Source organism: uncultured Dysosmobacter sp. (assembly GCF_947631635.1).
Taxonomy (GTDB): domain Bacteria; phylum Bacillota; class Clostridia; order Oscillospirales; family Oscillospiraceae; genus Oscillibacter.
The window spans coordinates 1-24,916 of record NZ_CANRMB010000004.1; the positions used below are offsets into that span (position 1 = coordinate 1).

The window sequence follows — 24,916 nt, forward strand, 5'->3', positions numbered from 1 at the left end:
CCGCGCCTTGAGGCGCGGCAAATATCACGCCCTTATAGGGCGAGTGCAGGCCACCCGTTATACGGGTGGTCCTGACTGACTGCACCCTGATTTGCATATGAACTGTTTACATAAAGCAGATGCCTCAGGCTGAATGCGAAAGGATCGCCTGGGAATGGGAAGTACAGGTTCGTATTGCTGGATCCAGAATCACAGTTTCTCGCAAAAACTGCTGTCCCAAAAGCTGGGAGCGGGAAAGAGACGGGCGGCAAAGGAAGGGAGGACCGCCATGACACACTGGATCTATGCAGAGGGAAATCAGGCCGCTGTCCGGCAGGTGCTGCCGCTGAAGGGATTGAGGGCGTTTCAGCACAAAGCCCCGCTTTCATTTGACGCTTTTGCCAAAGTATGTTATTATATAAACACAAAGAGAGGAGGAATCTCTATGAAGACCATCATCACCATCGGACGGCAGTTCGGGAGCGGCGGCAAGGAGGTCGGCATCCGGGTCGCCAAGGAACTGGGTATCCCGTTTTATGATAAGGAGCTCTTGCAGGAGGCGGCCAAGAAGAGCGGCCTGTGCGAGAAGATCTTTGAGAATTTTGACGAGCGGCCCAAGAGCCTGCTGTATTCCATCGCCATGGACTCCTATATGTTCGCCCTGCCGGGCACCGGCGCCGGCGATTCTCTGGAACAGCAGGTGTATCTGGCCACCTTTGACACCATCCGCCACATTGCTGAACAGGGCCCCTGTGTCATGATCGGCCGCTGCGCGGACTACGCGCTGGCGGACAATCCCGACCACCTGAGCCTGTTTATCCACGCGCCCATGAACGTGCGGATCGAGCGGGTCGCCAAGCGCCAGAAGGTGACGCCTGAGGAGGCCCGCAAGCTCATCATCAAAACCGATAAGCGCCGCGCCTCCTATTATGAGTACTACTCCTCCCAGAAATGGGGCGCGGTGGAGAGCTATGACTTCTGCCTGGATTCCAGCTATCTGGGCCTGGGCGGCACTGTGGAGCTGATCCGTGCCATGGTGGAGCACAAGGAGCACCCCGTCCCAAGCCCCACCGAGATCGATCCCACCCAGCCCAACGGATAAAGATCCGGTATCGGAAATGTGCGATGGCGGCAGAGGCAGGTGGCTGCGGTGGTGCGGTTCCTGTGGCTGCTCCCGCTGATGTGTGCGGATATAATTAAATAATTTGAAAAGTGGCAAATCCACTTTTCAAGTGTCACAGCGCATGTGCGCTGTGACAGGCCGCGGACCGCGGCCTTGATTTGAATTTCATAGTCAATCACTGTGCGCTTTACGCACAGCGGGCATCGCCCGCTTGAAAAATCGCACACGATTTTTCAAGTGAATGGACTATATCATCGGCCACATGACCTGCCAGCGGCACCTGATCCCAGACTGCCTCCATACAGGACTGCTGCCGGAGGTTTACCTGCCGGAGATCCTGTTTGCCGCCGAGACCCTGGGCCTTCCACTCACTACGGATAAAGAAGCAGCAAGAGATTAAGAGCCTATCCCGAAATTGTGTGCACACCGCTTGCACCTCTAATTCCGGGATAGGCTCTAAAATTTTTTGCTGCTCCCCTCCTCGGTGGGGGCGGCGCCGCAACACCGGCGCTCTGCGCCGGTCAATCCTGTTGGGGCTGCAGCCCCAACAGGATTGACCGGGGGAACAAATGAGCAGGAAGGGAAATGTTAATTGGAAGTTATAAGATTATCCATATAATTATCTACTAACGAAAAGTCCATATTGGAATTTTCAGTTTGATAAATTGAAAAATATCTTTTTGCAGTTATCTTATCTCTCTCCATCAATGCACAATAGCTTTTAAGCAACCAAAACTCTTTTCTCCATATGATAGGAGCTGCTGAAAATAATTTGGATATTTAACGGTAAATCAGCAGACAAAATCGTTCTGTATGAACCCCATTTACTTAGCCAAGCCTCCATATCGGGCATAACAGAAAAAAGCAGTCCCTTTAATGTTTCGATTTCTTCCATATAACCAATTTCCTTTTTAAATGAGCCTGCTTTAATTGAAATTTGCTCCGCTCTTTCTCGCAGCACGCACTGGCTTTCTTTGGGCCTTTCTAATAAACAAAGTTGTTTGGTGCAAAGTATTGACAATCCATTGGGATGCAATCCAACATTGATAAAGAAATAGTTTCCGTATGTACCCTTTTGAAAATTGATTAGTTTATAAAAACCATTTTCGCTTTTCCAAAAAGAATTGCCGCTCTTTTTGTATCCATATTGGGCCAGCATTGGTCTGACTTCGCTTAATATTTTCATGCGGAACACCTTTCAGGTCTTGTTACAAAATAGGTAATATGCCCAAACAGCGGAAAAAAGCCCCGCTGTTTGGGCGTGTTGACTATTTTTTAAACAAGGCCTAATATCTCACCAGTTTTCACTTTGGAACATTTCAGGTTTTTCACTCTGATTATAATAATAACAAAGCTGATGTCCCCGTTTCACCCCAATTATAAATTGCCTTTGCGCTTTTTTCAAGCAGTCGGAATAGTGTGGGGGGCGGCCGTCACTTCGACAAAGTTTTCCTGTGATACGTTACCGCACATGAGTATTTCTGCTGGTCCTGCCACGCCCGAAAGGAGGGGCGCCTGCTCCCCAGCCGGCAGTGGCTGCCGCCCTGCCGGCTCCTGATTCTATATGGCCTGTTTCTCCAGGCGAGTGGTTTCAGGACGCAATGGGCATCTGAGTCAGGACCACCCGTATAACGGGTGGCCTGCACTCGCCCCTATAAGGGGCTTTTACTGGCAAAGCCTAAAGGCTTTCGAATTTTATTTCTACTGCATCTGTGCCCTGCTGCCGATTTTTATCGGCGGTGGGGTGCAGTCTTTTTCGTCTCTCCGAGACTTTTTCTTGCTTGGGTTCTTTTCATTTAGTTCCAATGTCTATATTCGTGCTTGTACTCAACCTGGTTGCTTTCTTTGGTCTCTTTTCTTCTCATTTTTCTCCGCATAGGCTTAGCCTTTTTAGAACCACGGGCATAGCCCGTGGTTTTCATTTATACAATGAAAACAGACCGCCGCATGGTATCACCATGCGGCGGTCTGTTTTTCAATCCGGTATAGATGCTTTTCAGAGCTTGTGGTGGTCCAGCTCCCGGTAGAATCCGAAGCTCTCCTCAAATTTTCCCTGGCAGTATGCCTCCACATCGGCGACATACGCTTCATAGGCCGCCAGGATCTGTTCCGCCTCCGCCGTCAGCACCGCGCCGCCGCCGTGCTGGCCGCCGATGGTGGAGTCCAGCAGCTTGCAGCCAAAGACGTCTTCCGCGGTGCGGATGATGCGCCAGGCTTTGGAATAGGCCATCTCCATGGATGCCGCCGCGGCCCGCAGGGATTTGTGCTCCCGTATACGGACCAGCAGGGTGGCAATGCCGGGGCCAAAACAGCGCCGGTTATCGTCCGTGAAAAGCCGCACCGTCAGTTTTAAATGCAGTTCCTTGTCCATTTCGTCCCTCCGTCCAGCGGGCCGCCCCCGGAGGAGACAGCCGCGTAAAATTCCGGCGATACGAGCGTGGTCCGTCCCAAAGGACGGTTTCCCGGAAATTTTCTTTATTTTACCACACTTGCCCGCATTTGCAAACAGGAGAAAGTGTGCTACAATGGCTTCGGAAGAAAAAATTTCGTGATGTCCGGCAAAAACAGGAGACCATCACGGAGAGGGAGCGACGATATGCTGTTTCAAAACGAGGAGTCCAGCCTGAAGCTGGACATTGTGAACTATGAGCTGCCCGCCGACGGCGGCGATCCCGCCAGCGACGACCGGAATTGGCTGGTCCTGCGGTGCACCTGGGTCAACGAGGACGGGGTGATCGTCAAGGACACCAACAGCTGTCTCTTGACCTATGAGCTGAAGGAGATGACCGCGGGGCTGAAGGTCCTGAACGCGGGCATCAGGGACTCCTACGAAAGCGATTTCGCGGAGCCTTATTTTGCGCTGTCCGCCTGGGCGGCGGGAGAGGATTTTCAGGTGGGGGTGTCCTTCTTCCTGCCCAACACCATGGACGGCGACGACATCGCCGAGGTGTCCTGCACCATGACCAAGGCGGACCTCACCGCCCTCATCGGCGAGCTGGACCAGCTCTGCGCCAGATTTCCGGACCGCGCCTGACATGCGAAGCGCCCGCCATTCCCGGCGGGCGCTCTGCGTTATTTGGAAAAAGAGGGGGCTTTGACGTCGTTCCCGGCAAAGGTGTTGGGGCCGGGATTGGACATGGAGAAATACATTTTGGCGGCCTTGGTGGTGCCGAAGTCCCGGTTGGACCCGCTGTCCTGCACCTTGTTGAAGGCGTCCCGGAACATCTGGTTGTGGGCCTCCTCCCGGTTCAGCAGGAAGTCGATGGTCTCCCGGACCTTTTTATCGTCGATCTGGCGGTAGAGATACTCATACACCACCTTGGCCCGCTGTTCGGAGGCGATGTTGCTGAGGAGGTCGGCGCACAGGTCCCCGGTGACGGTGACGTAATCGCCGGTCCAGGAGTAGCCGGAGGCGTTGATGAGGCCGGGATTCAGGCCCAGGATGACGTGGCTCTGGATCTCCCCGGCTTTGACATTTTCAGCGTCCACATCGTGGCCGTTCAGCAGGTTGATGGTCTGGGCCACCATCTCCATGTGGCCCAGCTCCTCGGCGGCGATATCCAGAAACAGGTCCTTGATCTCCGGGTCCTTGACGCGGAAGCTCTGGGACATATACTGCATGGCGGCCTTCAGCTCGCCGTTGCCGCCGCCCAGCTGCTCTTGAAGCAGCGCCGCGTACTGGGGATTGGGCTTCTCCACACCCACAGGATGGAACAGCATTTTTTCGTGTTTGAACATCAGCGGGACACTCCTTTGGCTGGATTTGCCATTAGAGTGTCCCGCTTTTGCGATTTTATACGGCCTCTTCAACGGCTCCGACCTGCCGGGAGCCGCGCTTCCCCAGCAGCAGATACAGATAGGGAACGAACAGACTGGGAAGGACCACCGGAACGGACACCGTGTCAAATATCCGGATCAGGATCTGCGTGGCCCACATGTTGGCCTCTGTGGTGGCATAGAAGCGATAACACCATAGGGAATACCCGCCCAGCTTCTGACTGAGCTGTTCCCAGATCAGCAGTGCGGTGCACCAGACCACCATGATGGTGGCGGAGAAAAAGATCGTTTTCCGCTCCAGTCCCCGCACGAATTTCCAGCCAGCCGCCCAGAACACCACAAAAGAGATGACGGCCATGATCTCCGTCACATATCCGCTGCTGATGCTGTAAGCCCCGGTGACCGGGTCCGGCCCCTGAGCCGTTTGGAGCCGCACGGAGATGAAGGCGGCGATGTAGGTCAGGAACCGAAGGACGATCCCTGCGATGCCCAGCACCAAAGGTACCCGCAGCAGCGGTTTTTTCAACAATTCCATACATTCCTCCTTTTTATTGCCGGTATGGCAGGACCGGGGGAGATCATCGCAAAACATGCGCCGGCAGGGGCGCCTTTCGCATCGCTTAAACTTATTCGGCCTTGGGACCGGCCGCCACCACCTCGGCGCCCATGTGGGCGTACTTCTTGAAATTCTCCGTAAAGCCGGCCGCCAGCTTCTTGCAGCTTGCCTTGTAGGCCGCCTTGTCCGCCCAGGTGTTCTCGGGGATCAGCAGCTCGGAGGGCACGCCCTCGATGGAGGTGGGCACCTGGACGCCGAAGGTGGGATCGGTGACGAATTCGCCTTTCTCGATCTCGCCGGTGAGGGCGGCAGTGACCATGGCCCGGGTGTAGCGCAGCTTCATGCGCTTGCCGGTGCCGTTCCAGCCGGTGTTCACCAGGTACACATTGGCGCCGGACTTCTCCACCTTTTCCGCAAGCATCCCGGCGTAGACGGAGGGGTCCAGGGGCAGGAAGGGCTCTCCGAAGCAGGTGGAGAAGGTGGGGACCGGTTCGGTGATGCCGATCTCCGTACCGGCCACCTTGCTGGTGAAGCCGGACACGAAGTAGTACATGGCCTGGTTCTTATCCAGCTTGGAGATGGGGGGCAGGACGCCGTAGGCGTCGGCGGTGAGGAAGATGACGGTCTTAGGCACGCTGGGGCTCATGCCGGACAGCTCCGCATTGGGGATATACTCCACGGGATAGCCCACCCGGCTGTTGACGGCCAGAGAGTCGTCGTCAAAGTCGAATTCCCGGGTCTCCTCGTCCATCACCACATTTTCCACCAGCGCGCCGAACTTGATGGCGTTGTAGATCTCCGGCTCCCCCTCGGGGCTGAGGTTGATGCACTTGGCATAGCAGCCGCCCTCAAAGTTGAACACGGAGTCGTCGGCCCAGCCGTGCTCGTCGTCGCCGATGAGCATCCGGCCAGGGTCGGCGGAGAGGGTGGTCTTGCCGGTGCCGGACAGGCCGAAGAACACAGCGGAATCACCGTCTTTGCCGATGTTGGCGGAGCAGTGCATGGGAAACACGCCCATCTTGGGCAGGACGTAGTTCATGACGGAGAAGACGGACTTCTTGATCTCACCGGCATACTGGGTGCCGCAGATGACCACCAGCTTGGCCTCATAGTCCACCAGAATGGCGGCCTCGGACCGGGTGCCGTCCACCTCCGGGACGCACTGGAAGCCGGGGGCGGCGATGATGGTGTAGTCGGCCTTGAAATCCTTCAGCTGTTCCGCAGTGGGACGGCGCAGAAGCTGATGGATGAACAGATTCTGAGAGGCCAGTTCATTGACGATACGGAAAGACTGGGTGTATTTGGGGTCCGCACCGGCAAAACCGTCAAAAATAAACAGCTCCCGGTTTTGCAGATAGGCGGTGACCTTGCTCCTGATGGCCTCGAATTTTGCCTTTTCAATGGGGCGGTTCACCTTGCCCCAGGCGATCTCATCGTGGACGGCGGGGGTGTCCACGATAAATTTGTCGTTGGCGCTGCGGCCGGTGTATTTGCCGGTCTTGACCACCAGGGCGCCGGTGCTGGAGAGCTTTCCCTCACCACGGCGAAGAGCGTGTTCCGTCAATTGGGCGGGAGTCAGGTTCCGGTATACGGCAGAGGCATTGGTGATGCCAAGTGCTTCCAAATCATAGGTTTCCATTATAAAGTTCCTCCTTTGCTGCCGCAGGGCCAGATGTACGATCCCATGCGGTGTGTGGCCTCACAGCCGGACTACTCCGACTGAAAAAGAAATTACCAAATATTTTACGCCGCTTTTCGGGAAAAGGCAAGAAAATTTACGTAAATTGCGCAAAAAACAGAAAGCGGCCTGAGGAGATCAGGCCATTTTCGCAAGCAGGGCGTGGGACAGCCGGGCAAAATCTTGAAGCGTCAGCCGCTCGCCCCGCAGGTCTGGAGAGAGGCCGCAGTCCGCCATGGCGGACTGGATGGCAGCTTTGTCAAAGTCCGGCAGCGCGGCGGCAAGACTGTTGGACAAGGTCTTTCGCCGCAGCAGAAAGGCGCCCCGCACCACCTGAAAGAAAAACGCCTCGTCGTCCACCTGGACCGCGGGCTGCTTCCGGCGGACGCACCGCAGCACGGCGGAGGTCACCTTGGGGGCGGGCAGGAACTTCTCCCGGGGCACGTCAAAGAGATATGCCGTCTCCATATAGTATTGCAGAAACAGAGAAAAGGAACCGCCGTCCGGGGAGCCCTGGGCGGCGGAGAGCCGCTGGGCCACCTCCTTTTGAATGAGGACCGTGATGGTCTCAAAGCAGGGGGATTCGATGAGCCTTGTCAGAACCGGGGTGGTGATGTTGTAGGGCAGGTTGGCGCAGACGATGGGGGTCAGTCCCTGGAATTTCTCCGCCGCCAGGGCGTTCAGGTCCAGCTTCATCACATCGCCGGAAATGATCTCCACATTGGGATAGGGGGCCATGGTCTCGGCCAGCACCGGGAGCAGGGAACGGTCCAGCTCAATGGACACCACCTTGCCCGCCCGCTGGGCCAGCTCCGCCGTCAGGGGGCCGATGCCGGGGCCGATCTCCAGCACGCCGCACCCCGCGTCCGCCTGGGAGGCGTCCGCGATCCTGGCGGGGACCTGGGCGTCGATCAGAAAATTCTGCCCCATGGATTTGGAGAAATGAAATCCGTGCCGCCCCAGCAGGTCCCGGATGGTATCGTAATCACAGAGATTCATGGAAATTCCGCCTTTTCAAGAAATGCCAATAGTATACCAAAAAAAAGAATATTTGAAAACCCCCGGCAGATACGATATGATAGATCTATCCTATTTGGCAGGAGAGGAGCACCCTTATGCTGAAAACGATCTTTCTTGATCTGGACGATACCATTCTGGATTTCCGGGGCGGCGAGGCCCACGCCCTGGGCCGGGCTTTGCAGGAGATCGGCGTGGAGCCCACAGCCGCCGTTTTGGAGCGGTATCATGTCATCAACATGCGCCAATGGGAGCTGCTGGAGGAGGGGAAACTCACCCGGGACCAGGTGTTGGAGAGCCGGTTTCAAATCCTCTTTGGAGAGCTGGGCGTGGACCATTCCGGCAGGGAGGTCTGTGACCGCTATGAATCCTATCTGGCGGAGGAGCACGGCTTCGTCCCCGGCGCGCCGGAGCTGCTGAAAGCGCTGTCGGCCCGGTATGCGCTGTACATCGCCTCCAACGGCTCCGCCGCAGTGCAGCACCGCCGTCTGGAGGATGCGGGCATCCTTCCGTATTTCCGGGGGATCTTCATCTCGGAGGAGCTGGGGGCCGATAAACCCAGTCCGGTATTTTTCCAGCGGTGCTTTGATGCCATTCCCGGCTTTTCCCGGGAAACGGCCCTGATGGTGGGGGACAGCCTGACCTCCGACGTCCGGGGCGGCATCAACGCCGGAATGCGGACCTGCTGGCTCCGTCATCCGGGCAGGATGCCCCGTCCGGACATCGTGCCGGACTATGAGATCAGCGCGCTGGACCAGCTTCCCGCCCTGCTGGCGGCACTGGCATAAAACATGATCCCCCGGCGGCCGTCAGACCACCGGGGGATTCCATAGGAGCGGTGAAAAACTCCCCGGCGCGGATGCGCCGGGGAGAAACGTTGCATACGAAAGGCTTATTTCAGAATATAGACCGTGCAGCTCCGGCGGCCGAAATTGATACACTGCTGATAGGTATCATAATATAGATCGACCTTGTTGCCCCGAACGCCGGTGTCCTCCGCCGTAGCCAGGCCGTAGACCACGCCGTCGTCGGTGACGATATACATCTTGGTCCCCAGAGGGATGACGTTTTTGTCCACGGCCACAGTGCCCACCCGGACAAAGGTGCCCGTGGCGGTGGTATAGTCCGCGCCGTCATAGCCGGCGGTATAGGCGGTGGCGGTCATGGACTTTGCGCCGGAGAACTCCAGCGTGGTGCCGGACTGGAACACCAGGGTGCCGCTGCCGTCCCCGTTTTTCACAACGTTGACAATGCGGTCCGTGTCATCCATGAGCACAGGCTCCGTGGCCGTGCCGTACTCCACGACCTGATCCACGGCGGTGCTGTCCACCTCTTCCACGAACTGGCGGGAGACCTGTTCGCCGTTGGACCAGACGACCTCGTAGATCGAGGTCCGCACGCCGTCGGCTCCCTCCTGGACCACCTTTTCGGTGCCCTTTTCCATATTGGGATTGGCCACCCGAAGGGTCTCAAAGGTGACGGTCTCCGTCACCTTGTCATAGTAGGTGATATCGGAGGAGACCGTCAGCTCCACGCTGGAGCCGGACAGGTCCACTGCCACCATTTCCAGGGGACTGGGAACGATGTGCAGGCGGTTCAGCAGCTTGGAGATGCTCTCCCGCTTGGAGTGGACCGATGTGGTGGCGCCGTCGTGATGGACGGTAACGGTTTGTCCGGCGGACAGGACCACGTCGTAGCCCTTGCTGCCGGAGGAGACATAGAGAAGCTGGGAGGACAGGTCCGGCGCGCTGGAGCCCTCCTCCAAGACAATGGCGTCGTCCTCCACGCCGGTGAGGATATACAGGGCGTCGGCCCAGGTGGTCGCGGAGAGGCTGGTGATCACCACGAACAGCAGGGAACAGACAAAGGTGGCGCGGTGATTCCAGATCGTATGCAGTTTTTTTCGCAGGTCATGTGTTTTCAAAACCATACCTCCTGAAAAAGGTTTTTCAGCCCCACGGGGGGAACGTTGCGCGGTCGTTTTTCACAGGAAAAACAACTTGTAACTTTTGTTACCAACTGAAAAACTGGGCTTAGTATACACCGTGGTCCCACTTTTGTCAAGTTTTCAGCTTGAAAACGGTGTTATGTCTCCCACTTTAGACGAAAAAGGACAAAATAAAATTGGAAATAACTGTAATGAAAAACAAAAAGAAACAAAATGGTAACAAATTTTAAGACTTCAAAAAACATGTATGAATTTGGCACATATAGGACGCTTTTTTCTTGAAAATTGGATATGTAGAAATTTTTTAAGAATTTTGAGATGTGGGAAACGGACGGCGGACGGCCTGTGGGTCCGGTGTTGAGCAGCAGGCGCCGCTGATCGAAATGGGGCGGCCCGGTTCCGCTCCGCATTTCAGAGAAAAGAACGGGATCTTATGAAAATTTGGGAAAATGCCTTGACTTCCGCATAAACTGTGATATGATGGCAATAGGAACTAACAAAAAATTTGATAAACTAAAAATTTTTGTATGGTGAGGGCTATGAAAGAGACGATCAAATGGGTCAAGAACCGTATGCCGGCCAGCGAGGACCGGCAGCTGCGCGTAATGTCTTTGGACCATGTGGCAAAGGCGCGCGCCTTTCACAACAGCTTTCCGCAGTATTCCATTACGCCTTTGGCGCGGCTGGACGGCATGGCGGAGCACCTGGGTCTGGGCGGCCTTTTTGTGAAGGATGAATCCTACCGCTTTGGACTGAATGCGTTCAAGGTGCTGGGCGGCTCCTTTGCCATGGCCCGCTACATCGCCCAGCAGATGGGCCGGGATGTCTCCGAGATGACATATGACTATCTGACCAGCGAGGCCTTCCGCAAGGAATTCGGCCAGGCGACGTTCTTTACCGCCACCGACGGCAACCATGGCCGCGGCGTGGCCTGGGCGGCCAACAAACTGGGGCAGAAGGCCGTGGTCCACATGCCCAAGGGCAGCAGCCGGTCCCGGTACGACAACATCGCCAAGGAGGGCGCCAAGGTCACCATCGAAGAGGTGAACTACGACGACTGCGTCCGCATGGCGGCGGCGGAGGCCGCCGGGACGGAGCACGGCGTGGTGGTGCAGGACACCGCATGGGAGGGCTATGAGGAGATCCCCGCCTGGATCATGCAGGGCTACGGCACCATGGCCAGCGAGGCTGCGGAGCAGCTGCGGCAGCTGAGCGTGAACCGTCCCACCCACGTGTTCGTGCAGGCGGGCGTGGGCAGTCTGGCCGGCGCGGTGGTGGGCTATTTTGTCAACCGCTTCCCCAACGATCCCCCAAAGTTTGTGGTGATGGAGGCCGGTGCGGCGGACTGCCTGTACCAGGGCGCTCTGGCGGGCGACGGCGCGTCCCGCACCGTGGGCGGCGACCTCCAGACCATCATGGCGGGTCTGGCCTGCGGCGAGCCCAACATCATCTCCTGGGATATCCTGCGCAACCATGTGTCCGCCTTTGTCTCCTGCCCGGACTGGGTCAGCGCCAAGGGGATGCGGATGCTAGGCGCTCCTGTGAAGGGCGATCCCCGGGTCATCTCCGGCGAGTCCGGCGCGGTGGGCATGGGCCTGATCGCAGCGCTGATGGAGGACGGCGAGTACCGGGAGCTGCGGGAGGCTATCGGTCTGGACCGTTTCAGCAAGGTGCTGATGTTCTCCACGGAGGGAGACACGGACCCTGCCAAGTACCGGCGGATCCTGTGGGACGGCGAATATCCCACGGTTTAAAAATTTTCTGCCTGAAAGGCCGCGGGACACCGCGGCCTTTCAGCATCTGTTGGACATATCTATCACAGAAGAGACAAAAGTCCCGGCGGAGCAATGCTCCGCCGGGACTTTTTTAGCCGGTCCGCTCTATATGTTTGTGAAAGCCCGGACAGGTGTGTTCCGGCGAGACGTCCCGCCGGGGACAGGCAGCATGTACCGTCGTTTGAGTGTGGATGCGCCATGACCACCGCGCCTTTTACAGGCGCTTCATCACAGCAGCTGCCGTGTGCGAGACAGGATCAGGCGTTCACCACCCGGCCGTCCATGGTCAAAAGCAGTTGGGCCGGAGGCGTCAGAGAGGCGAACTGCATGGGGGTCATCACAGCGGCGTAGCATCCGGCATTGGTCAGCGCCAGACCGTCCCCGATCTCCATCCGGGGCAGGGTGATGTCCTGGGCGATGATATCCGCGGCCGTGCAGAGGTTTCCGGCCAGGGTGACGGTCTCCTGCTCCGCCCGGTCCGTGAGAGGGATCAGCGCCTCCGACCAGGGGCAGGTGAACAGCGGCTCACAGGGGGCGGGGGAGTCCGTGTAGCTCCGGACCATCCGGCTGACAGCAGGGCGGGCGAAGGCGTTCAGGGTGCCGCACAGCAGGAGGAAGGTCTTGCCGCGGGAGACCTTCTTGTCCAGGACCGTGGTGACATAGGTCCCGCTCTTGCCCACCACATAGCGGCCTGTCTCAATCAAGATCCGGGTGTCCGGCGCGGTCTTGCGGAAGTCCGCCAAGGCGGCGCGGAAGCTGGCGCCCACGGTCTCCAGGTCCAGCGGCGCGTCGCCTGCGGCAAAGGGGATGCCCAGACCGGAGCCGAAGTTCACAAATTGCAGCGGCGTGCCCAGCAGCGTCTGGACCTGCTCCGCAAGGCGGAACATCTTCCTATGGTAACCGGCCAGCGCGGCGGCGTCCAGCTCCTGGCTCTTGGCGTGGACGTGGATGCCCACGAGCCTGATGCCGGGAAGGGCGGCCAGAGCGGGGGCCTGGGCAAAGAAGGCCTCCTGGTCGATGCCGAATTTTCCGGGAACGCCCTGGTCTGCCGTGAAGGTGAAGTCCGGGTTCAGCCGGACGCCTACCTCCGCCGCATCGCCCCGTTCCGCGGCGATGCGGGAGATCATCTCCAATTCGTGAAGACTGTCGGCGATCAGGACGCAGCGGCCCCAGACACGGCGGAAGTCCGCCTCCGTCCGGCCGGGGGCGGAGAAATAGATGCGGTCTTTGGGGACGCCCCGCTGCCAGGCGAAATCCACCTCGGCGGCGCTGGCGGCGTCGGCTCCCAGGCCCTGGGAAAATACGGTGTCCAGCACCCGTCCGGCGGGGTTGCATTTCACGGAGTATAGAAACTGCGCGCTGGGGAACTGGGTATGCAGGGCTTGAATGGCGTCGCGGATGACGGACTCCTCATAGAGATAGAAATTGTGATGGAACCGCAATTGCTCCATCAGGATCGAGCGGTCTGCCATTTCGGATACCTCCTTAGTCATGTGATCAAGACCATCATACCATATCTGGACAAAATAACAAGGCCCCGGAGCGATTCTCCAGGGCCTTGTGTGTCAGGTGTTTTCCAGAGGGAAGGTGATGCGCCAGCTCCCCTCCGTCAGGGTAGAGGCGGTGTAGAAATCCCCGTGGAGCGTGCAGCGTGCCAGCTTCTCCGGAGCGATGTCGAATACATCCTCGGTGTAGTCCAGGCGGCTGGTGTTTTCAGCGAAATTGGAGAATCCCGCACTGTATAAGGAGTCCAGACGCTCCCCGTTCTCATCCACCAGCCACAACTGACAGTGGTTGTCCAGCTTCGCGGCGTCGCCCCGGCATGTCTGCACATGGAACAGTCCACCGGCATAGCCCATGGCGGTGATGGAGAGCCCTTCCACAGGGACGGCGATGGGAACGTCCGGGCGGAGCATGGGAGAGGCGTGCATGAGGGCTTCCCCGGCCTCATCCGAAGCCCCGCCGCCGGTGCGGGCATACGCGTCCGACGGCGCTCCCGCAGGGACGGTCTCCGCCTCCAGAGCATAGTCCGCCAGGGACAGGTCTACCGCCAGGTCCTTGGCGACCTCTTTGCCGGAGAGGAAGCATCCCAGGGAGAAGGTCATCTTTCCGCCTGTGGGGATGGGGTTGCCGTCCATGGTCTCTGTGGAACAGAGGAAGGTGGCGGTGCGGGTCTCCGTGTCATAGTCCACCCGCTCACAATGGCTGATCTGGTCAAAGGGGAGGTGGAAGTTATAGCTGTCAAACAGGTCGCAGGTCTCGTCCACGGCATCCCCGGTGAGGGTGATATACGCCTGGGCGGCGCTGCCCGCCACTTGGACAGCCACCACCTCCATGGTCACGCCGCTGTCGGTGCAGGACCGCTGCACGGGCTGGAAAAACTGGGCGGCGGCGGGGGACAGGGCATACAGGAGCTGGTAGCCCGGCTCTGTTTGCGCCGCCAGGACCGGAGTGGCGATGCACAGGACCGCCGCGGCGGCGACAGCGGCTGCGCGGCGCAGGGGAAAGCGGCGCCGCCCTGTCTGGGCCAGGGTCTGCTCCACCAGAGCAGGGGAGGGAGTGATAGCGTCGTTCATCTTGCGATAAGTATCAGAAAACATCAGAGTTCCTCCTTCAGCAATTCCTTCAGTTTCTGCCGGGCACGGGTCAGCTGTGCCCGGACGGTAGAGGGAGGCCGGTTTAAGATCTCTGCGATCTCATCCGTGCCATAGCCTTCGTAGTAATAGAGATGGATGACAGACCGGTATTTTCCAGACAGCCGGGCCAGCGCCATGTCCACCGCCGACGCCTCCGGGTCGGTGCAGGCATAGACGTCCTCCAGCGGTACGGCCCTCTGCCGCCAGGGGGCTGTGAACAGGCTTCGGGCGCGGTTGACGGTGACGCGCAGCAGCCAGGCCTTCCGGTGCTCCTCGCTTTCAAAGACCGGGGCGGAACGGTGATAGCGGAGGAAAACGTCCTGAAAGATGTCGTCGGCGTCCTGCCGGGAGCGGGTCTGGGCGCAGGCCATACGGTAGACCACGGCGCCGTATCGGTCCACAGCGTCCGCGGTGTCTGCTGGGATCATGTGATCACCTCCTTCTATCAGGAATACTTTTCAGAAGGGCGGATCGCTTCAGGGAGGAAAAATTTTTTTGAAATTTTATGCCGCTGGAAGCACAGCGGGCCTTTTGGGCAACAGAACAGCACAAAGCCCGCGCTTCTGCCAAAACGCGGGCTTTGTGCCATAGAAGGAAAGGAGAAACAGAAACGCAAAAAGATGCGTTGCGGGGGAACATGATAACGCAAACGTTTTCGATAGAATTTGAAAGAAAAGGTCCAGGATTTTCACTTGGACTGCTTATACTATGAATTATAAAAGCAAAGATGTCAAGAGGCACTGAAAAACTTCGTTGTTTCATACAGTTTTATCCTTTTAAAATATATATTTTCACGAAACAAAAGACAAACGTTTGCGTAAAAGGAGAGAAAAAGCCGCTCCCAGGCTGTGCCGGGAGCGGCTCTGGACTGTCAGGCCGAGGCCTTTGGCGGCGCGGACATCTCCCGCAGGACTTTCATTTGGATGGGAATGGCGCAGGCCAATGTCAGGATGTCGGAGACCATCTGCGTCATCTGGACGCCCAGCATCCCCAGGGAGGCGGACAGGATCCAGACCAGCGGGATGAAGAAGATGCCCTGCCGGGCCATGGCCAGGAAGGTGGCGGGAATGGTGCGGCCGATGGTTTGGAGCATCATATTGCTCATGACCACCCAGCCCTGGAAGCAGAAGGTGATGCATTGGAACCGCAGAGCGGCGGCGCCATAGGCGATGACGTCCGGATCGTCCCGGAACAGGGACACCAGCTGGGGCGCGAAGGCAAAGCCCACAGCGGCCACCGCAAACAGAAAGACCGTGGAGGTCTTGACGCAGAACCAGAATCCCTCCTTCACCCGGTGGTAGAGCTTGGCCCCATAGTTGAAGCCGCAGACGGGCTGGAAGCCCTGGCCGAAGCCGATCATAGCGGAGCCGCCGAACATCATGATGCGCTGCACGATGCTCATAGCGGCGATGGCGGCATCTCCAAAGGGGCCGGCGGCCTGGTTCAGGCAGATGGTGGCCACAGAGGCCAGCCCCTGCCGGGCCAGGGAGGGCAGGCCGCCTTTGATGATCATCTTGTAATAGGACCACTTCAGCTGGACCCGGGAGATGTGGATGTGCAGGTTGCCGCCCTTGCTGCAGCCCACCAGCAGCAGGCAGAAGCTGACGAACTGGCTGATGATGGTAGCCCAGGCCGCACCGGCCACGCCCATATCGAATACAAAGATCAAAAGCGGGTCCAGGCCGATGTTCAGCACCGCGCCGCTGGCAATGCCCACCATGGCATAGGCGGCGCTGCCCTGAAACCGCAGCTGGTTGTTCAGCACCAGGGAGGAGGTCATCCAGGGCGCGCCGAAGAGGATGACCCGCAGATAGGCCTTGGCATAGGGCAGAATGGTGTCGGTGGAGCCCAGAAGATAGGCCAGCGGCTCCAGAAAGACCTGTCCCAGAACACAGATCAGAAGTCCCGCGCCCAGCGCGGAGAAAAAGCCGGTGGCGGCCATGTTGGAGGCATCCTCAAAGTTCTGCCTGCCCAGCTCCCGGGAGATGAAATTGCCGCTGCCGTGGCCGAAGAAAAAGCCCACCGCCTGGATGATGGCCATCAGGGAAAAGACCACACCCACGGCGCCGGTGGCGCTGTTGCTCTTCAGCATCCCCACAAAAAAGGTGTCCGCCATGTTGTAAAAGGCGGTGACCAGCATACTGATGATGCAGGGGAGCGCCAGACGGCCGATCAGATGGCTGACAGGCTCCTCCGTCATTTGATGAAATTTTTGTTCCTGCTTTTCGTCCATGATGCATTCCTCAAAATCTTCATAATTTTAACAAAATTATAACATGCTTGGACGAAAAGGAAAAGCTCCTTTTTCAAAATTGCTGTCCGGCGGCAGGCGGACCAGAACGGCCCCGCCTGCATAGGATGGATTGTATCCGGTGTACTGGATACAATCTCATAGAAATGAGGGAACTGTTTTGCATATCAGTGCGGCCTACGAGCATGAACCGATCCTGCCCTATCAGGCGGAGGACGCCTGCCAGCTGAATGGCTGCAATAAAGTTGGTACACAGTGCGTAGATGTCACCGCCCCCATGACGCTGACGCCCACCGCGGCGGTGGGGACCGTCACCGTGGCCTGCCAGGGCGTGCCGGACATCACCTGCGTCACAGACGCCAGCGGCACCAGCTGCACCGTGACCATGACCCAGCAGGTCCGCGTATCCGTGCCCATCCGCTATGGCGTGACCTTGACCTCCGGCGAGCCCACCATCGCCTGTGCCGACAATTGCGTCGGCCGCGGCTGCTGCTGAGGCGCGCCGGCCCGCCTCCACCGGGAACAAAGGTGGGGGCGGGCTTTTTGCGATGTTTATATATTTATACAAGGGATTTGCCCTTGCAAGCGGCGGGAAAACTGGGTATACTGTATGCAACAAAATTTGCGGAAGATCACAGTGGAAAGGATGATGGTTGTGACCGCTTATCCCAAAATGACCGCGGAGGAGCGCACCGCGGCATATGCCTGCCTGCAAAAGGAATTTGATGCGCTGAAAGCCAAGGACATGAAGCTGAATATTGCCCGGGGCAAGCCCGGTAAGACCCAGCTGGACCTGTCCAGCGATATCTTCCAGCTGATGCAGGATCCGGAGGACTATGTGTCCGACGGCATCGATGTCCGCAACTACGGAGAGCTGACAGGTCTGCCCGCCGCAAAGCGCCTCTTTGCCGAGCTTTTGGGCTGCAGGCCGGAGCAGGTATTCGTGGGCGGAAATGCCAGCCTTCAGCTGATGTACGACACCATCTCCCACGCATATACCCATGGCATGCTCCACAGTGAGCGCCCCTGGTGTAAGGAGGAGAAGGTGAAGTGGCTGTGCCCGGTCCCCGGATATGACCGCCACTTCAAGATCACGGAGTTCTTCGGCTTTGAGCTGGTCGCGGTCCCCATGACTGACAACGGCCCGGACATGGACGCGGTGGAACAGGCCATTCAGGACCCCGCGGTCAAGGGGATGTGGAACGTGCCCAAGTACTCCAACCCCGACGGCATCATTTACACCGATGAGACCGTCCGCCGGATCGCGGCCATGAAGCCCGCCGCGCCGGACTTCCTGCTGATGTGGGATAACGCCTACTGCCTCCATGAATTCGAGGGCGAGCACGTGCCCTTCCTGGATATCATCAGCGAGTGCGAAAAGCGCGGCAACGCCGACATGCCCATCGAGTTCTTCTCCACCAGCAAGATCACCCTGCCGGGGGCCGGTGTGTCCTGCTTTGCCTGCTCCGAGGCCAATATGGCGTATATGGAGAAGTTCCTGACCGTGCAGACCATCGGCTTTGACAAGGTGAACCAGCAGCGGCATGTCCTGTACCTGAAGAATAAAGCCCACACGCTGGAGCTGATGCGCCAGCGGGCCGCGATTATGGGCCCCAAGTTCCGCACCGTGGCGGATGTCCTGGACCGTGAGGTGGGCGCGCTGGATATCGCCTCCTGGCGGCGGCCCAAGGGCGGCTACTTCGTGTCCCTGAACGCCATGCCGGGCACCGCCAAGCGGACGCTGGAGCTGTGCAAAGAGGCGGGGGTCACCATGACCGGCGCCGGCGCCACCTTCCCCTATGGCAGGGACCCTGCGGACAGCAACATCCGCATCGCCCCGTCCCTGCCTCCCGTGGAGGAACTGGAACAGGCCATGACCATATTCTGCACCTGCCTGAAAATGGCGGCGCTGGAGAAGCTGGGCGTATGAGATACTTCGGAAGCGTTTACCGCCCGCCCTCCGAGGCGTACAGCCTGATCATCCAGGTGACCTATGGGTGCAGCCACAATACCTGCGCCTTTTGCAGCATGTATAAAGAGAAGCGGTTCGCCCTCCGCCCGCTGGACGAGATCTTAGAGGATTTCCGCATGGCCCGGCAGACCTACCGCCATGTTGACAAGGTGTTTCTGGCGGATGGCGACGCATTGGTCAGGAAAGCATCTGAGCTTTACATCATCCTGGATACCGTGCGGGAGCTGTTCCCGGAGTGCCAGCGTGTCACCAGCTACGCATCTCCCGCCAGCATCCGCATCCGCACGGATGAGGAACTGCGGACCCTGCGGGAAAAGGGACTGACCATGGTCTATATGGGCCTGGAATCCGGCTGCGACGAAGTCCTGAAGCTGATGCGCAAGGGCCATCCGGCGGCGGAGATCATCGAGATGGGCCAGAAGGTGCGCCAAAACGGCATCGCCCTGTCCGTCACCGCCATCACCGGCCTGGGTGGACCGGACCTTTTGGAGCAGCACGCCGTGGATACCGCCAAGGCCTTCAACGCCATGAATCCGGAGTATATCGGCATGCTGACGCTGATGGTGGAACCGGAGACGCCGCTGTACGACTGGGTGCATGCGGGGAAGTTCCGGCTTTTAAACCAGTCCCAGGTGCTGGAGGAGACCCGCCTGCTGGTGGAGAATCTGGACAGTCCCGGCAGCGTGTTCCGCATGAACCACGCCAGCAATTATCTGGTGCTGAAGGGCACCCTCAACGGCGACCGGCAGGCCATGCTGCGGACCATCGACGCGGCGGAACACGATTTGAGCCGCCTGCGTCCGGAGTCCTGGCGGGGCCTGTAAAAAGGGGAGGCGCGGGATGCGAAAAAGCGGAAAGGTGATCGCTGCGGCGGTCCTGCTGCTGGCATTGGCGGCTGGCGTATTCCTGTACCAGCGGGACCGGGCAGCCCACTATCCGTTTGATTTTACCCGGGATGAGATCGTGTCCGCCGTCATCAGCACGCCGGCTGAGCGTTTGACCTTGAGAGGGCCAGAGGAGATCGACACCCTGTGGAAGGCCCTGACCCGGATGCGGATCAAGGGGGAGGCGGAGACCGCGGGCGGCGAGCGGAACCTGAAATTAGGCGGCGCCCGCTATACGCTGGAGATCGAACTGACGGATGACCGCAGCCGGACCTTTCAGGTCAACAGCGACGTTTTTTTCCAGCAGCGGCCATCCGGCCTATACCGTGCGCAATCTGGACTTGACAGAGCTCTGGTGGTCCATCACCGGCGCGTATCCCGAAGCAGTCTGCTGAAAATGAAAGATACCGGGACATGTTCGATCGAACATGTCCCGGTATTTTTGCTATCCGGCAGCCCATGTGAAAGGGAGAGGTCAAAACTTCTTCTTGTCCTTTGCCGTCTCGCAGTAAGCGCAGCGGTAGGTGTGCTTCGCCGGGTCGCTCAGCAGGAAGATGGCGTCCAGCTGGGGTTCTGCCACGGTGATGCACCGGGGATTTTTGCAGTGGATGATGTTCACCAGCTTTTGGGGCAGCTCCACATGCTTTTTCTCCACCCGCACGCCGTTTCGAATGACGTTGACGGTGATGTTGGAGTCGATGTAGCCCAGCACGTCCAGATCCACCTCCATGGGGGAGTCGATCTTGATGATGTCCTTTTTGCCCATGCTGCCGCTGCGGGCATTTTTGATGATAGCCACGGAGCAGTCCAGCTGGTCCAGGTGCAAATATTTATAGATTTCCATGCTCTTGCCGGCCTGGATATGGTCCAGGACCACACCGTTTTGGATGCTGTCGATATTCATACGTCGTTCCTCCTTAAACCTCGATGCCCAGCAGCTTCATGATAAGGGCCATGCGGATGAACTTGCCGTTTTTCACCTGCTTCCAGTAGGCGGCCCGGGGGTCCTTGTCCACCGCCACGGCGATCTCATTGACACGGGGCAGGGGATGGAGGATGGACAGGCTCTCCTTGGCGTTCACCAGCTTCTCCGGCGTCAGGATATAGCTGTCCTTCAGGCGGAGGTAGTCCTCCTCATTGAAGAACCGTTCCTTCTGGACGCGGGTCATGTAGAGAATGTCCAGCTGGGGGATGACGGACTCCAGGTCCGTGGTCTGGGTGTAGGGGATGCCCTTCTTTTTCAGGGCCTCTTCCTTCACATAGCGGGGCAGCTTCAGCTCCAGCGGGGAGATCAGAACGAAGTTGATGTTCTGATAGCGGCTGAGGGCGTTCACCAGGGAGTGGACCGTGCGGCCGAATTTCAGGTCGCCGCAGAAGCCGATGGTGAAGTTGTCCAGACGGCCTTTTTCCCGGTGGATGGTCAGCAGGTCCGTTAGCGTTTGGGTGGGGTGGTTGTGGCCGCCGTCTCCGGCGTTGATGATGGGCACCTCGCTGAACTGGGCGGCGGCATAGGGCGCGCCCTCCTTGGGGTGGCGCATGGCGATGATGTCGGCATAGCAGCTGACGGTGTGGATGGTGTCGCCCACGGTCTCACCCTTGGCGGTGGAGCTGGAATTGGCCTCAGAGAAGCCCAGCACGCTGCCGCCGAGAGAGAGCATAGCGGATTCAAAAGACAGCCGGGTGCGGGTGGAGGGTTCAAAGAACAGCGTGGCCAGCTGCTTGTGGGCACAGGCGCTCTGGTATTTGGCGGGATCTGCGATGATGTCCTCCGCCGTGGCGATCAGCTGGTCGATCTCCTCCACGGAGAGATCAACGACATCGATGATATTTCTTGGCATGATGCGACTCCTTTCGGAAGAAAGATACTGGGGGATCCCCGCCGTGCCCCGCACGGTGGGGAAAGGAGAAATGAATGGAGCGGGCGAAGCTTTCGGCGATAGCCGGAAGCGGAGCAGAGCGGAATTTATATAAGGGGGCCCCCGCCGTGCCCTGCACGGTGGGGAAAGGAGAAATGAATGGAGCGGGCGGAGCTTTCGGCGATAGCCGGAAGCGGAGCAGAGCGGAATTTATACAAGGGGCCCCCGCCGTGTCCCGCACGGTGGGGAAAGGAGAAATGAATGGAGCGGGCGGAGCTTTCGGCGATAGCCGGAAGCGGAGCAGAGCGGAATTTATACAAGGGGCCCCCGCCGTGTCCCGCACGGTGGGGAAAGGAGAAATGAATGGAGCGGGCGGAGCTTTCGGCGATAGCCGGAAGCGGAGCAGAGCGAAATTTATTTCGACGCTATCCAGGATTCATCACTGGGATCGGCCCGGAATTTTTTCAGCCGGTCGATGTCCTCGGGCTGGATCCTGCCCTCGCTGGCGGCCACCTCGCACACGGCGTCGAAATTGGACAGGCTGAAATTGGTGACTTTGGCGGCGGCCATGCGGTCCAGGCCCTTTTGCAGGCCATAGGTGAAGATGGACACGATGCCCAGCACCTCGGCGCCGGCCTCCCGCAGGGCCTCGACCACCTCGATGCAGCTGCCGCCGGTGGAGATCAGATCCTCCACCACCACGACCTTCTGGCCGGGGAGCAGCTTGCCCTCGATGCGGTTCTGGCGGCCGTGGTCCTTGCTGCCGGAGCGGACGTAGCCCATGGGAAGGCCCATGAGGTGGCCCACGATGGCGGCGTGGGCGATGCCGGCGGTGGAGGTCCCCATCAGGACCTCCGCATTGGGATAGTGCTTGCAGATGAGGTCCACCAGGCCCTCCTCCACATGGGTGCGGACGGCGGGAGCCGTCAGGGTCAGGCGGTTGTCGCAGTAAATGGGGCTTTTGATGCCGCTGGCCCAGGTGAAGGGCTGGTCGGGCCGCAGAAAGACGGCGCCGATGGACAGCAGGTCATAGGCGATGGTGCGTTCGAGAGACATATCTTAATTCCTCCTTGGTGATTTGATAAGCAGATTTAGATGCAGTTCAATGGACCGGCAGAGCAAAGTCGGTATTGATCCCCCGGGTGTAAACAGCCAGGGAGATGTCACGGTCCGCTGGGGCGCCTTCCTCCCAACCGATCTGGGTACCGGATTCATCGTACAGGCCCTCCGTCCAAAGGGCGGTGGGGTCAAAGAACAGCCCGGCGGATTCCTGCTCCCAGCCGTCAACAAAAACAGAGACAGAGAGACCGATATAACTCTCCTGCCGGATACCATCCTTGGAGGGCTGGTCCCATTGCAGGCAGAGCAGGTAGTTTTTTCCCTCCCAGGAAATAAACATCGGAAGACTCATGCAGTTTTCTGTAAAATAGGCGCTTTCATAAGTTCCGTCTGAAAGGCCCCTGTAAAATGAAGAACGGAACATTCCCATACTGCCCATTCCCATCCGGCGGTGCACATAGATATCCTCAATGCCGTCATTATCGAAGTCCACGGCATAGTAGGTACTGTAAATGGCATGTTCCGCATAGACACTGGTCAAAAGCTCCGGAGCCAATGCGGCAGTCTCCTCTTCAGAGAGCTCCCGCTCTGCCAGCAGGGGTTCAAAATCCTCATAGGTATCGGTACCGTTCAGCATGCGGGTGTACAGATCTTGAATCAGGCTTTCCGGCAGGTAAGTGACTGTTTCCAACGGACCGCTTTCCAAATCATCCGCCGCAGCCTCTTCTTCCGGCAGGGGCGCTTCTGCTGGGAGGATTTCTTCCGCCGAAGCTGTTTCTTCTCTGGAACTGGCAGCTGCCTGTTCCGGGAGTACCTCCCGGATAATCCCGCAGCCGGACAAGAGGAGCAAAAGCCGCTCTGGATGCATCGTTGACATATCAGCTTTCTCCTTTCAGGAGTGGCATATGGATGTCAGAGCAGGGAAAACAGCAGGTACAGGACCAGCATGTGCACTGGATAGAAGGCGTAAGCGCCATATTGCAGGATGCGGCTTTTGCGGCCCAGATGGCCGTTGTACAGCCAGATGGGAAGCAGGGCAAATACCGCGAAGCCCTGGGCAGGGACCTCCCAGCCCAGCAGAGGCAGCAAAAGGCCCCGGAAGCCCACGATATTCAGCAGCACCATGGCGGCCAGCTGGGCCAGCCACGCGCCGGGGAAGCCCCGCAGGGCATAAAACGCCGCAATGGTCAGCACACCCCGCCAGCCATAGTCCACCATGCCAATAACAGCCAGCAGCAGCGTCCCCAGAAGAGCCAGGCCCGCCAGCAAAACGGACTTGGCCGTCCGCTCCCGCCGGGCCCGGTCTATGGCGGAGACCGCCAGCAGGCCCAGCAGCAGGGTGAACATCACGTTCTGGTGGAAGGGGTAGAACACGGTGCTGCCGTACATGAGGTCAAAGGGAATTTCGGAGATTAAGGCGAACAGCAGCAGCCGCCTGGCGTAGCGCCTGCGGTCGGCGGTGTGGAAAAATCCCTCGGAGATCTGGAAGGCGAAAATGGGGAAGGCCAGCCGTCCCGCGCAGGTCATCCAGAAATTTCCGGGTATCAGGGTGGCCCACAGGTGGTCCAGGAGCATAAAGAACAGGGCGAGGCACCGGAGCTGGTTGGCATTGATGCCGCCGAAGGGCTTGCGTTTCAGGGGGGAGGGGATATCGTACATGGCTTATCCCAGGAAGTCCTTCACCGCCCGGCGGTAAGCGGCCACAGGGTCCGCCGACTGGGTGATGGGGCGGCCTACCACGATGTAGTCGCAGCCGGACTTGCCCGCCTTTTCCGGGGTCATGATGCGCTTCTGGTCGCCTGCGGCGCTGTCCGCAAAGCGGATGCCGGGGGTGACAGTGACGAAGTTCCCGCCGCAGCGCTCTTTGACGAGGGCCGCCTCCAGGGGAGAGCAGACCACACCGACCAGGCCGGAGCCGGCGGCGTTTTTGGCGTAGGCCATGACGGTCTCCGCCATGGGGGTGTCGATGAGCAGTTCATTTTTCAGAGCCGCCGCGTCGGTGCTGGTCAGCTGGGTGACGGCGATCAGCAGGGGTCTGGTGCCGTCTGGCCGGGTCAGGCCCTCCAGGGCAGCTTTCATCATCTCGGACGCGCCGGCGGCGTGGAGGTTCACCATGTCCACGTCCAGCCGGGAGAGGACCGCCATGGCCCGCTTCACGGTGTTGGGGATGTCGTGGAGTTTCAGGTCCAGGAAGATCTTGTGTCCCCGGGCCTTGATCTGGCGCACCACGTCGGGGCCTTCGGCGTAGAACAGCTCCATGCCGATCTTCACAAAGGGCTTTTCCCCGGCGGGGAACTGGTCCAGAAACCGCAGGGTCTCCTCTTGGGTGGGGAAGTCCAGAGCAATGATCACGTCTTTTGCGCTCATAGTAAAAACAGTCCTTTCTGTTGAGTTTCCAAAGCAGG

At 58.8% G+C, this 24,916-nt stretch carries 26 protein-coding genes; 8 read left to right on the forward strand and 18 right to left on the reverse strand.

The window, feature by feature from the left end; genetic code table 11:
- The first annotated feature begins 424 nt into the window (after window positions 1-424).
- Window positions 425-1,081 (forward strand): AAA family ATPase, encoded by a 657-nt coding sequence (locus tag Q0Z71_RS03310; protein WP_298018207.1) that lies wholly within the window; start codon window positions 425-427, stop codon window positions 1,079-1,081.
- 262 nt (window positions 1,082-1,343) lie between these two features.
- Entirely contained in the window at window positions 1,344-1,502 is a 159-nt protein-coding gene (locus Q0Z71_RS03315) for a hypothetical protein (protein ID WP_298018210.1), read from the forward strand.
- Between the two features lie 321 nt (window positions 1,503-1,823).
- On the opposite strand, the gene Q0Z71_RS03320 is transcribed toward Q0Z71_RS03315, so the two are convergent.
- Both Q0Z71_RS03320 and Q0Z71_RS03325 read right to left on the reverse strand, forming a co-directional pair.
- On the reverse strand, window positions 1,824-2,288 hold the full coding sequence (locus tag Q0Z71_RS03320; RefSeq protein ID WP_298018213.1) for a DUF4304 domain-containing protein: 465 nt from the start codon (window positions 2,286-2,288) through the stop codon (window positions 1,824-1,826).
- Between the two features lie 810 nt (window positions 2,289-3,098).
- A complete protein-coding gene (locus Q0Z71_RS03325; RefSeq protein ID WP_298018216.1) occupies window positions 3,099-3,473 on the reverse strand; it encodes a winged helix-turn-helix domain-containing protein in 375 nt (124 codons plus the stop codon).
- 225 nt (window positions 3,474-3,698) lie between these two features.
- Between Q0Z71_RS03325 and Q0Z71_RS03330 the strand changes: the two genes are divergently transcribed.
- A complete protein-coding gene (locus Q0Z71_RS03330) occupies window positions 3,699-4,136 on the forward strand; it encodes a hypothetical protein (RefSeq protein WP_298018218.1) in 438 nt (145 codons plus the stop codon).
- Window positions 4,137-4,174: 38 nt separating this feature from the next.
- Here Q0Z71_RS03330 and Q0Z71_RS03335 read toward each other — a convergent pair whose 3' ends face one another.
- From Q0Z71_RS03335 to rsmA, 4 genes are all read right to left on the reverse strand, one after another.
- Window positions 4,175-4,840: a manganese catalase family protein gene (locus Q0Z71_RS03335; RefSeq protein ID WP_298018222.1), complete on the reverse strand. Its 666-nt coding sequence runs from the start codon at window positions 4,838-4,840 to the stop codon at window positions 4,175-4,177.
- 55 nt (window positions 4,841-4,895) lie between these two features.
- Complete coding sequence (locus tag Q0Z71_RS03340) at window positions 4,896-5,414, reverse strand: hypothetical protein (protein WP_298018225.1); 519 nt, start codon at window positions 5,412-5,414, stop codon at window positions 4,896-4,898.
- Between the two features lie 91 nt (window positions 5,415-5,505).
- Window positions 5,506-7,074, reverse strand: a complete 1,569-nt coding sequence (gene pckA, locus Q0Z71_RS03345; RefSeq protein WP_298018228.1) for a phosphoenolpyruvate carboxykinase (ATP) — start codon at window positions 7,072-7,074, stop codon at window positions 5,506-5,508.
- A 177-nt stretch (window positions 7,075-7,251) separates the two neighbouring features.
- Complete coding sequence (rsmA, locus tag Q0Z71_RS03350) at window positions 7,252-8,112, reverse strand: 16S rRNA (adenine(1518)-N(6)/adenine(1519)-N(6))-dimethyltransferase RsmA (protein WP_298018231.1); 861 nt, start codon at window positions 8,110-8,112, stop codon at window positions 7,252-7,254.
- Between the two features lie 116 nt (window positions 8,113-8,228).
- Here rsmA and Q0Z71_RS03355 point away from each other — a divergent pair, with 116 nt between their 5' ends.
- Window positions 8,229-8,918, forward strand: a complete 690-nt coding sequence (locus Q0Z71_RS03355; protein WP_298018234.1) for a YjjG family noncanonical pyrimidine nucleotidase — start codon at window positions 8,229-8,231, stop codon at window positions 8,916-8,918.
- Window positions 8,919-9,022: 104 nt separating this feature from the next.
- On the opposite strand, the gene Q0Z71_RS03360 is transcribed toward Q0Z71_RS03355, so the two are convergent.
- Entirely contained in the window at window positions 9,023-10,054 is a 1,032-nt protein-coding gene (locus tag Q0Z71_RS03360; RefSeq protein ID WP_298018237.1) for a G5 and 3D domain-containing protein, read from the reverse strand.
- 563 nt (window positions 10,055-10,617) lie between these two features.
- Between Q0Z71_RS03360 and dpaL the strand changes: the two genes are divergently transcribed.
- Window positions 10,618-11,832: a diaminopropionate ammonia-lyase gene (gene dpaL, locus Q0Z71_RS03365; protein ID WP_298018239.1), complete on the forward strand. Its 1,215-nt coding sequence runs from the start codon at window positions 10,618-10,620 to the stop codon at window positions 11,830-11,832.
- 278 nt (window positions 11,833-12,110) lie between these two features.
- Here dpaL and Q0Z71_RS03370 read toward each other — a convergent pair whose 3' ends face one another.
- From Q0Z71_RS03370 to Q0Z71_RS03390, 5 genes are all read right to left on the reverse strand, one after another.
- A complete protein-coding gene (locus Q0Z71_RS03370; RefSeq protein ID WP_298018242.1) occupies window positions 12,111-13,325 on the reverse strand; it encodes an alanine racemase in 1,215 nt (404 codons plus the stop codon).
- 93 nt (window positions 13,326-13,418) lie between these two features.
- The gene (locus Q0Z71_RS03375) at window positions 13,419-14,453 is read right to left on the reverse strand and encodes a DUF4179 domain-containing protein (protein ID WP_298018243.1); all 1,035 of its coding nucleotides are present in this window, start codon (window positions 14,451-14,453) and stop codon (window positions 13,419-13,421) included.
- On the reverse strand, window positions 14,453-14,917 hold the full coding sequence (locus Q0Z71_RS03380) for an RNA polymerase sigma factor (protein WP_298018246.1): 465 nt from the start codon (window positions 14,915-14,917) through the stop codon (window positions 14,453-14,455). The genes Q0Z71_RS03375 and Q0Z71_RS03380 overlap by 1 nt, the downstream gene beginning before the upstream one ends.
- Before the next feature lie 4 nt (window positions 14,918-14,921).
- The gene (locus tag Q0Z71_RS03385) at window positions 14,922-15,251 is read right to left on the reverse strand and encodes a hypothetical protein (RefSeq protein ID WP_298018249.1); all 330 of its coding nucleotides are present in this window, start codon (window positions 15,249-15,251) and stop codon (window positions 14,922-14,924) included.
- Between the two features lie 109 nt (window positions 15,252-15,360).
- On the reverse strand, window positions 15,361-16,722 hold the full coding sequence (locus Q0Z71_RS03390; protein ID WP_298018252.1) for an MATE family efflux transporter: 1,362 nt from the start codon (window positions 16,720-16,722) through the stop codon (window positions 15,361-15,363).
- A gap of 178 nt (window positions 16,723-16,900) precedes the next feature.
- Between Q0Z71_RS03390 and Q0Z71_RS03395 the strand changes: the two genes are divergently transcribed.
- The 3 genes from Q0Z71_RS03395 (at window position 16,901) to Q0Z71_RS03405 (ending at window position 19,536) form a co-directional block, all read left to right on the forward strand.
- Window positions 16,901-17,236, forward strand: coding sequence for a hypothetical protein (locus Q0Z71_RS03395; RefSeq protein WP_298018255.1), 336 nt, complete (start codon window positions 16,901-16,903; stop codon window positions 17,234-17,236).
- A gap of 150 nt (window positions 17,237-17,386) precedes the next feature.
- Window positions 17,387-18,670, forward strand: a complete 1,284-nt coding sequence (locus Q0Z71_RS03400) for an aminotransferase class I/II-fold pyridoxal phosphate-dependent enzyme (RefSeq protein ID WP_298018559.1) — start codon at window positions 17,387-17,389, stop codon at window positions 18,668-18,670.
- Window positions 18,667-19,536, forward strand: a complete 870-nt coding sequence (locus Q0Z71_RS03405) for a radical SAM protein (protein ID WP_298018260.1) — start codon at window positions 18,667-18,669, stop codon at window positions 19,534-19,536. The genes Q0Z71_RS03400 and Q0Z71_RS03405 overlap by 4 nt, the downstream gene beginning before the upstream one ends.
- 535 nt (window positions 19,537-20,071) lie before the next feature.
- Here the strand turns inward: Q0Z71_RS03405 and Q0Z71_RS03410 are convergent.
- The 6 genes from Q0Z71_RS03410 to pyrF form a co-directional block, all read right to left on the reverse strand.
- Window positions 20,072-20,500 carry an aspartate carbamoyltransferase regulatory subunit gene (locus tag Q0Z71_RS03410; protein ID WP_298018263.1) on the reverse strand — a complete coding sequence of 143 codons (429 nt, stop codon included), beginning with the start codon at window positions 20,498-20,500 and terminating at the stop codon, window positions 20,072-20,074.
- Between the two features lie 13 nt (window positions 20,501-20,513).
- Window positions 20,514-21,434, reverse strand: a complete 921-nt coding sequence (pyrB, locus tag Q0Z71_RS03415; RefSeq protein ID WP_298018266.1) for an aspartate carbamoyltransferase — start codon at window positions 21,432-21,434, stop codon at window positions 20,514-20,516.
- A 432-nt stretch (window positions 21,435-21,866) separates the two neighbouring features.
- The gene (gene pyrE, locus Q0Z71_RS03420) at window positions 21,867-22,508 is read right to left on the reverse strand and encodes an orotate phosphoribosyltransferase (RefSeq protein ID WP_298018270.1); all 642 of its coding nucleotides are present in this window, start codon (window positions 22,506-22,508) and stop codon (window positions 21,867-21,869) included.
- Window positions 22,509-22,554: 46 nt separating this feature from the next.
- A complete protein-coding gene (locus Q0Z71_RS03425) occupies window positions 22,555-23,388 on the reverse strand; it encodes a hypothetical protein (protein WP_298018273.1) in 834 nt (277 codons plus the stop codon).
- Between the two features lie 35 nt (window positions 23,389-23,423).
- Window positions 23,424-24,170, reverse strand: a complete 747-nt coding sequence (locus Q0Z71_RS03430; RefSeq protein WP_298018277.1) for a TraX family protein — start codon at window positions 24,168-24,170, stop codon at window positions 23,424-23,426.
- A gap of 3 nt (window positions 24,171-24,173) precedes the next feature.
- On the reverse strand, window positions 24,174-24,878 hold the full coding sequence (gene pyrF, locus Q0Z71_RS03435; protein ID WP_298018280.1) for an orotidine-5'-phosphate decarboxylase: 705 nt from the start codon (window positions 24,876-24,878) through the stop codon (window positions 24,174-24,176).
- Window positions 24,879-24,916: the final 38 nt, after the last annotated feature.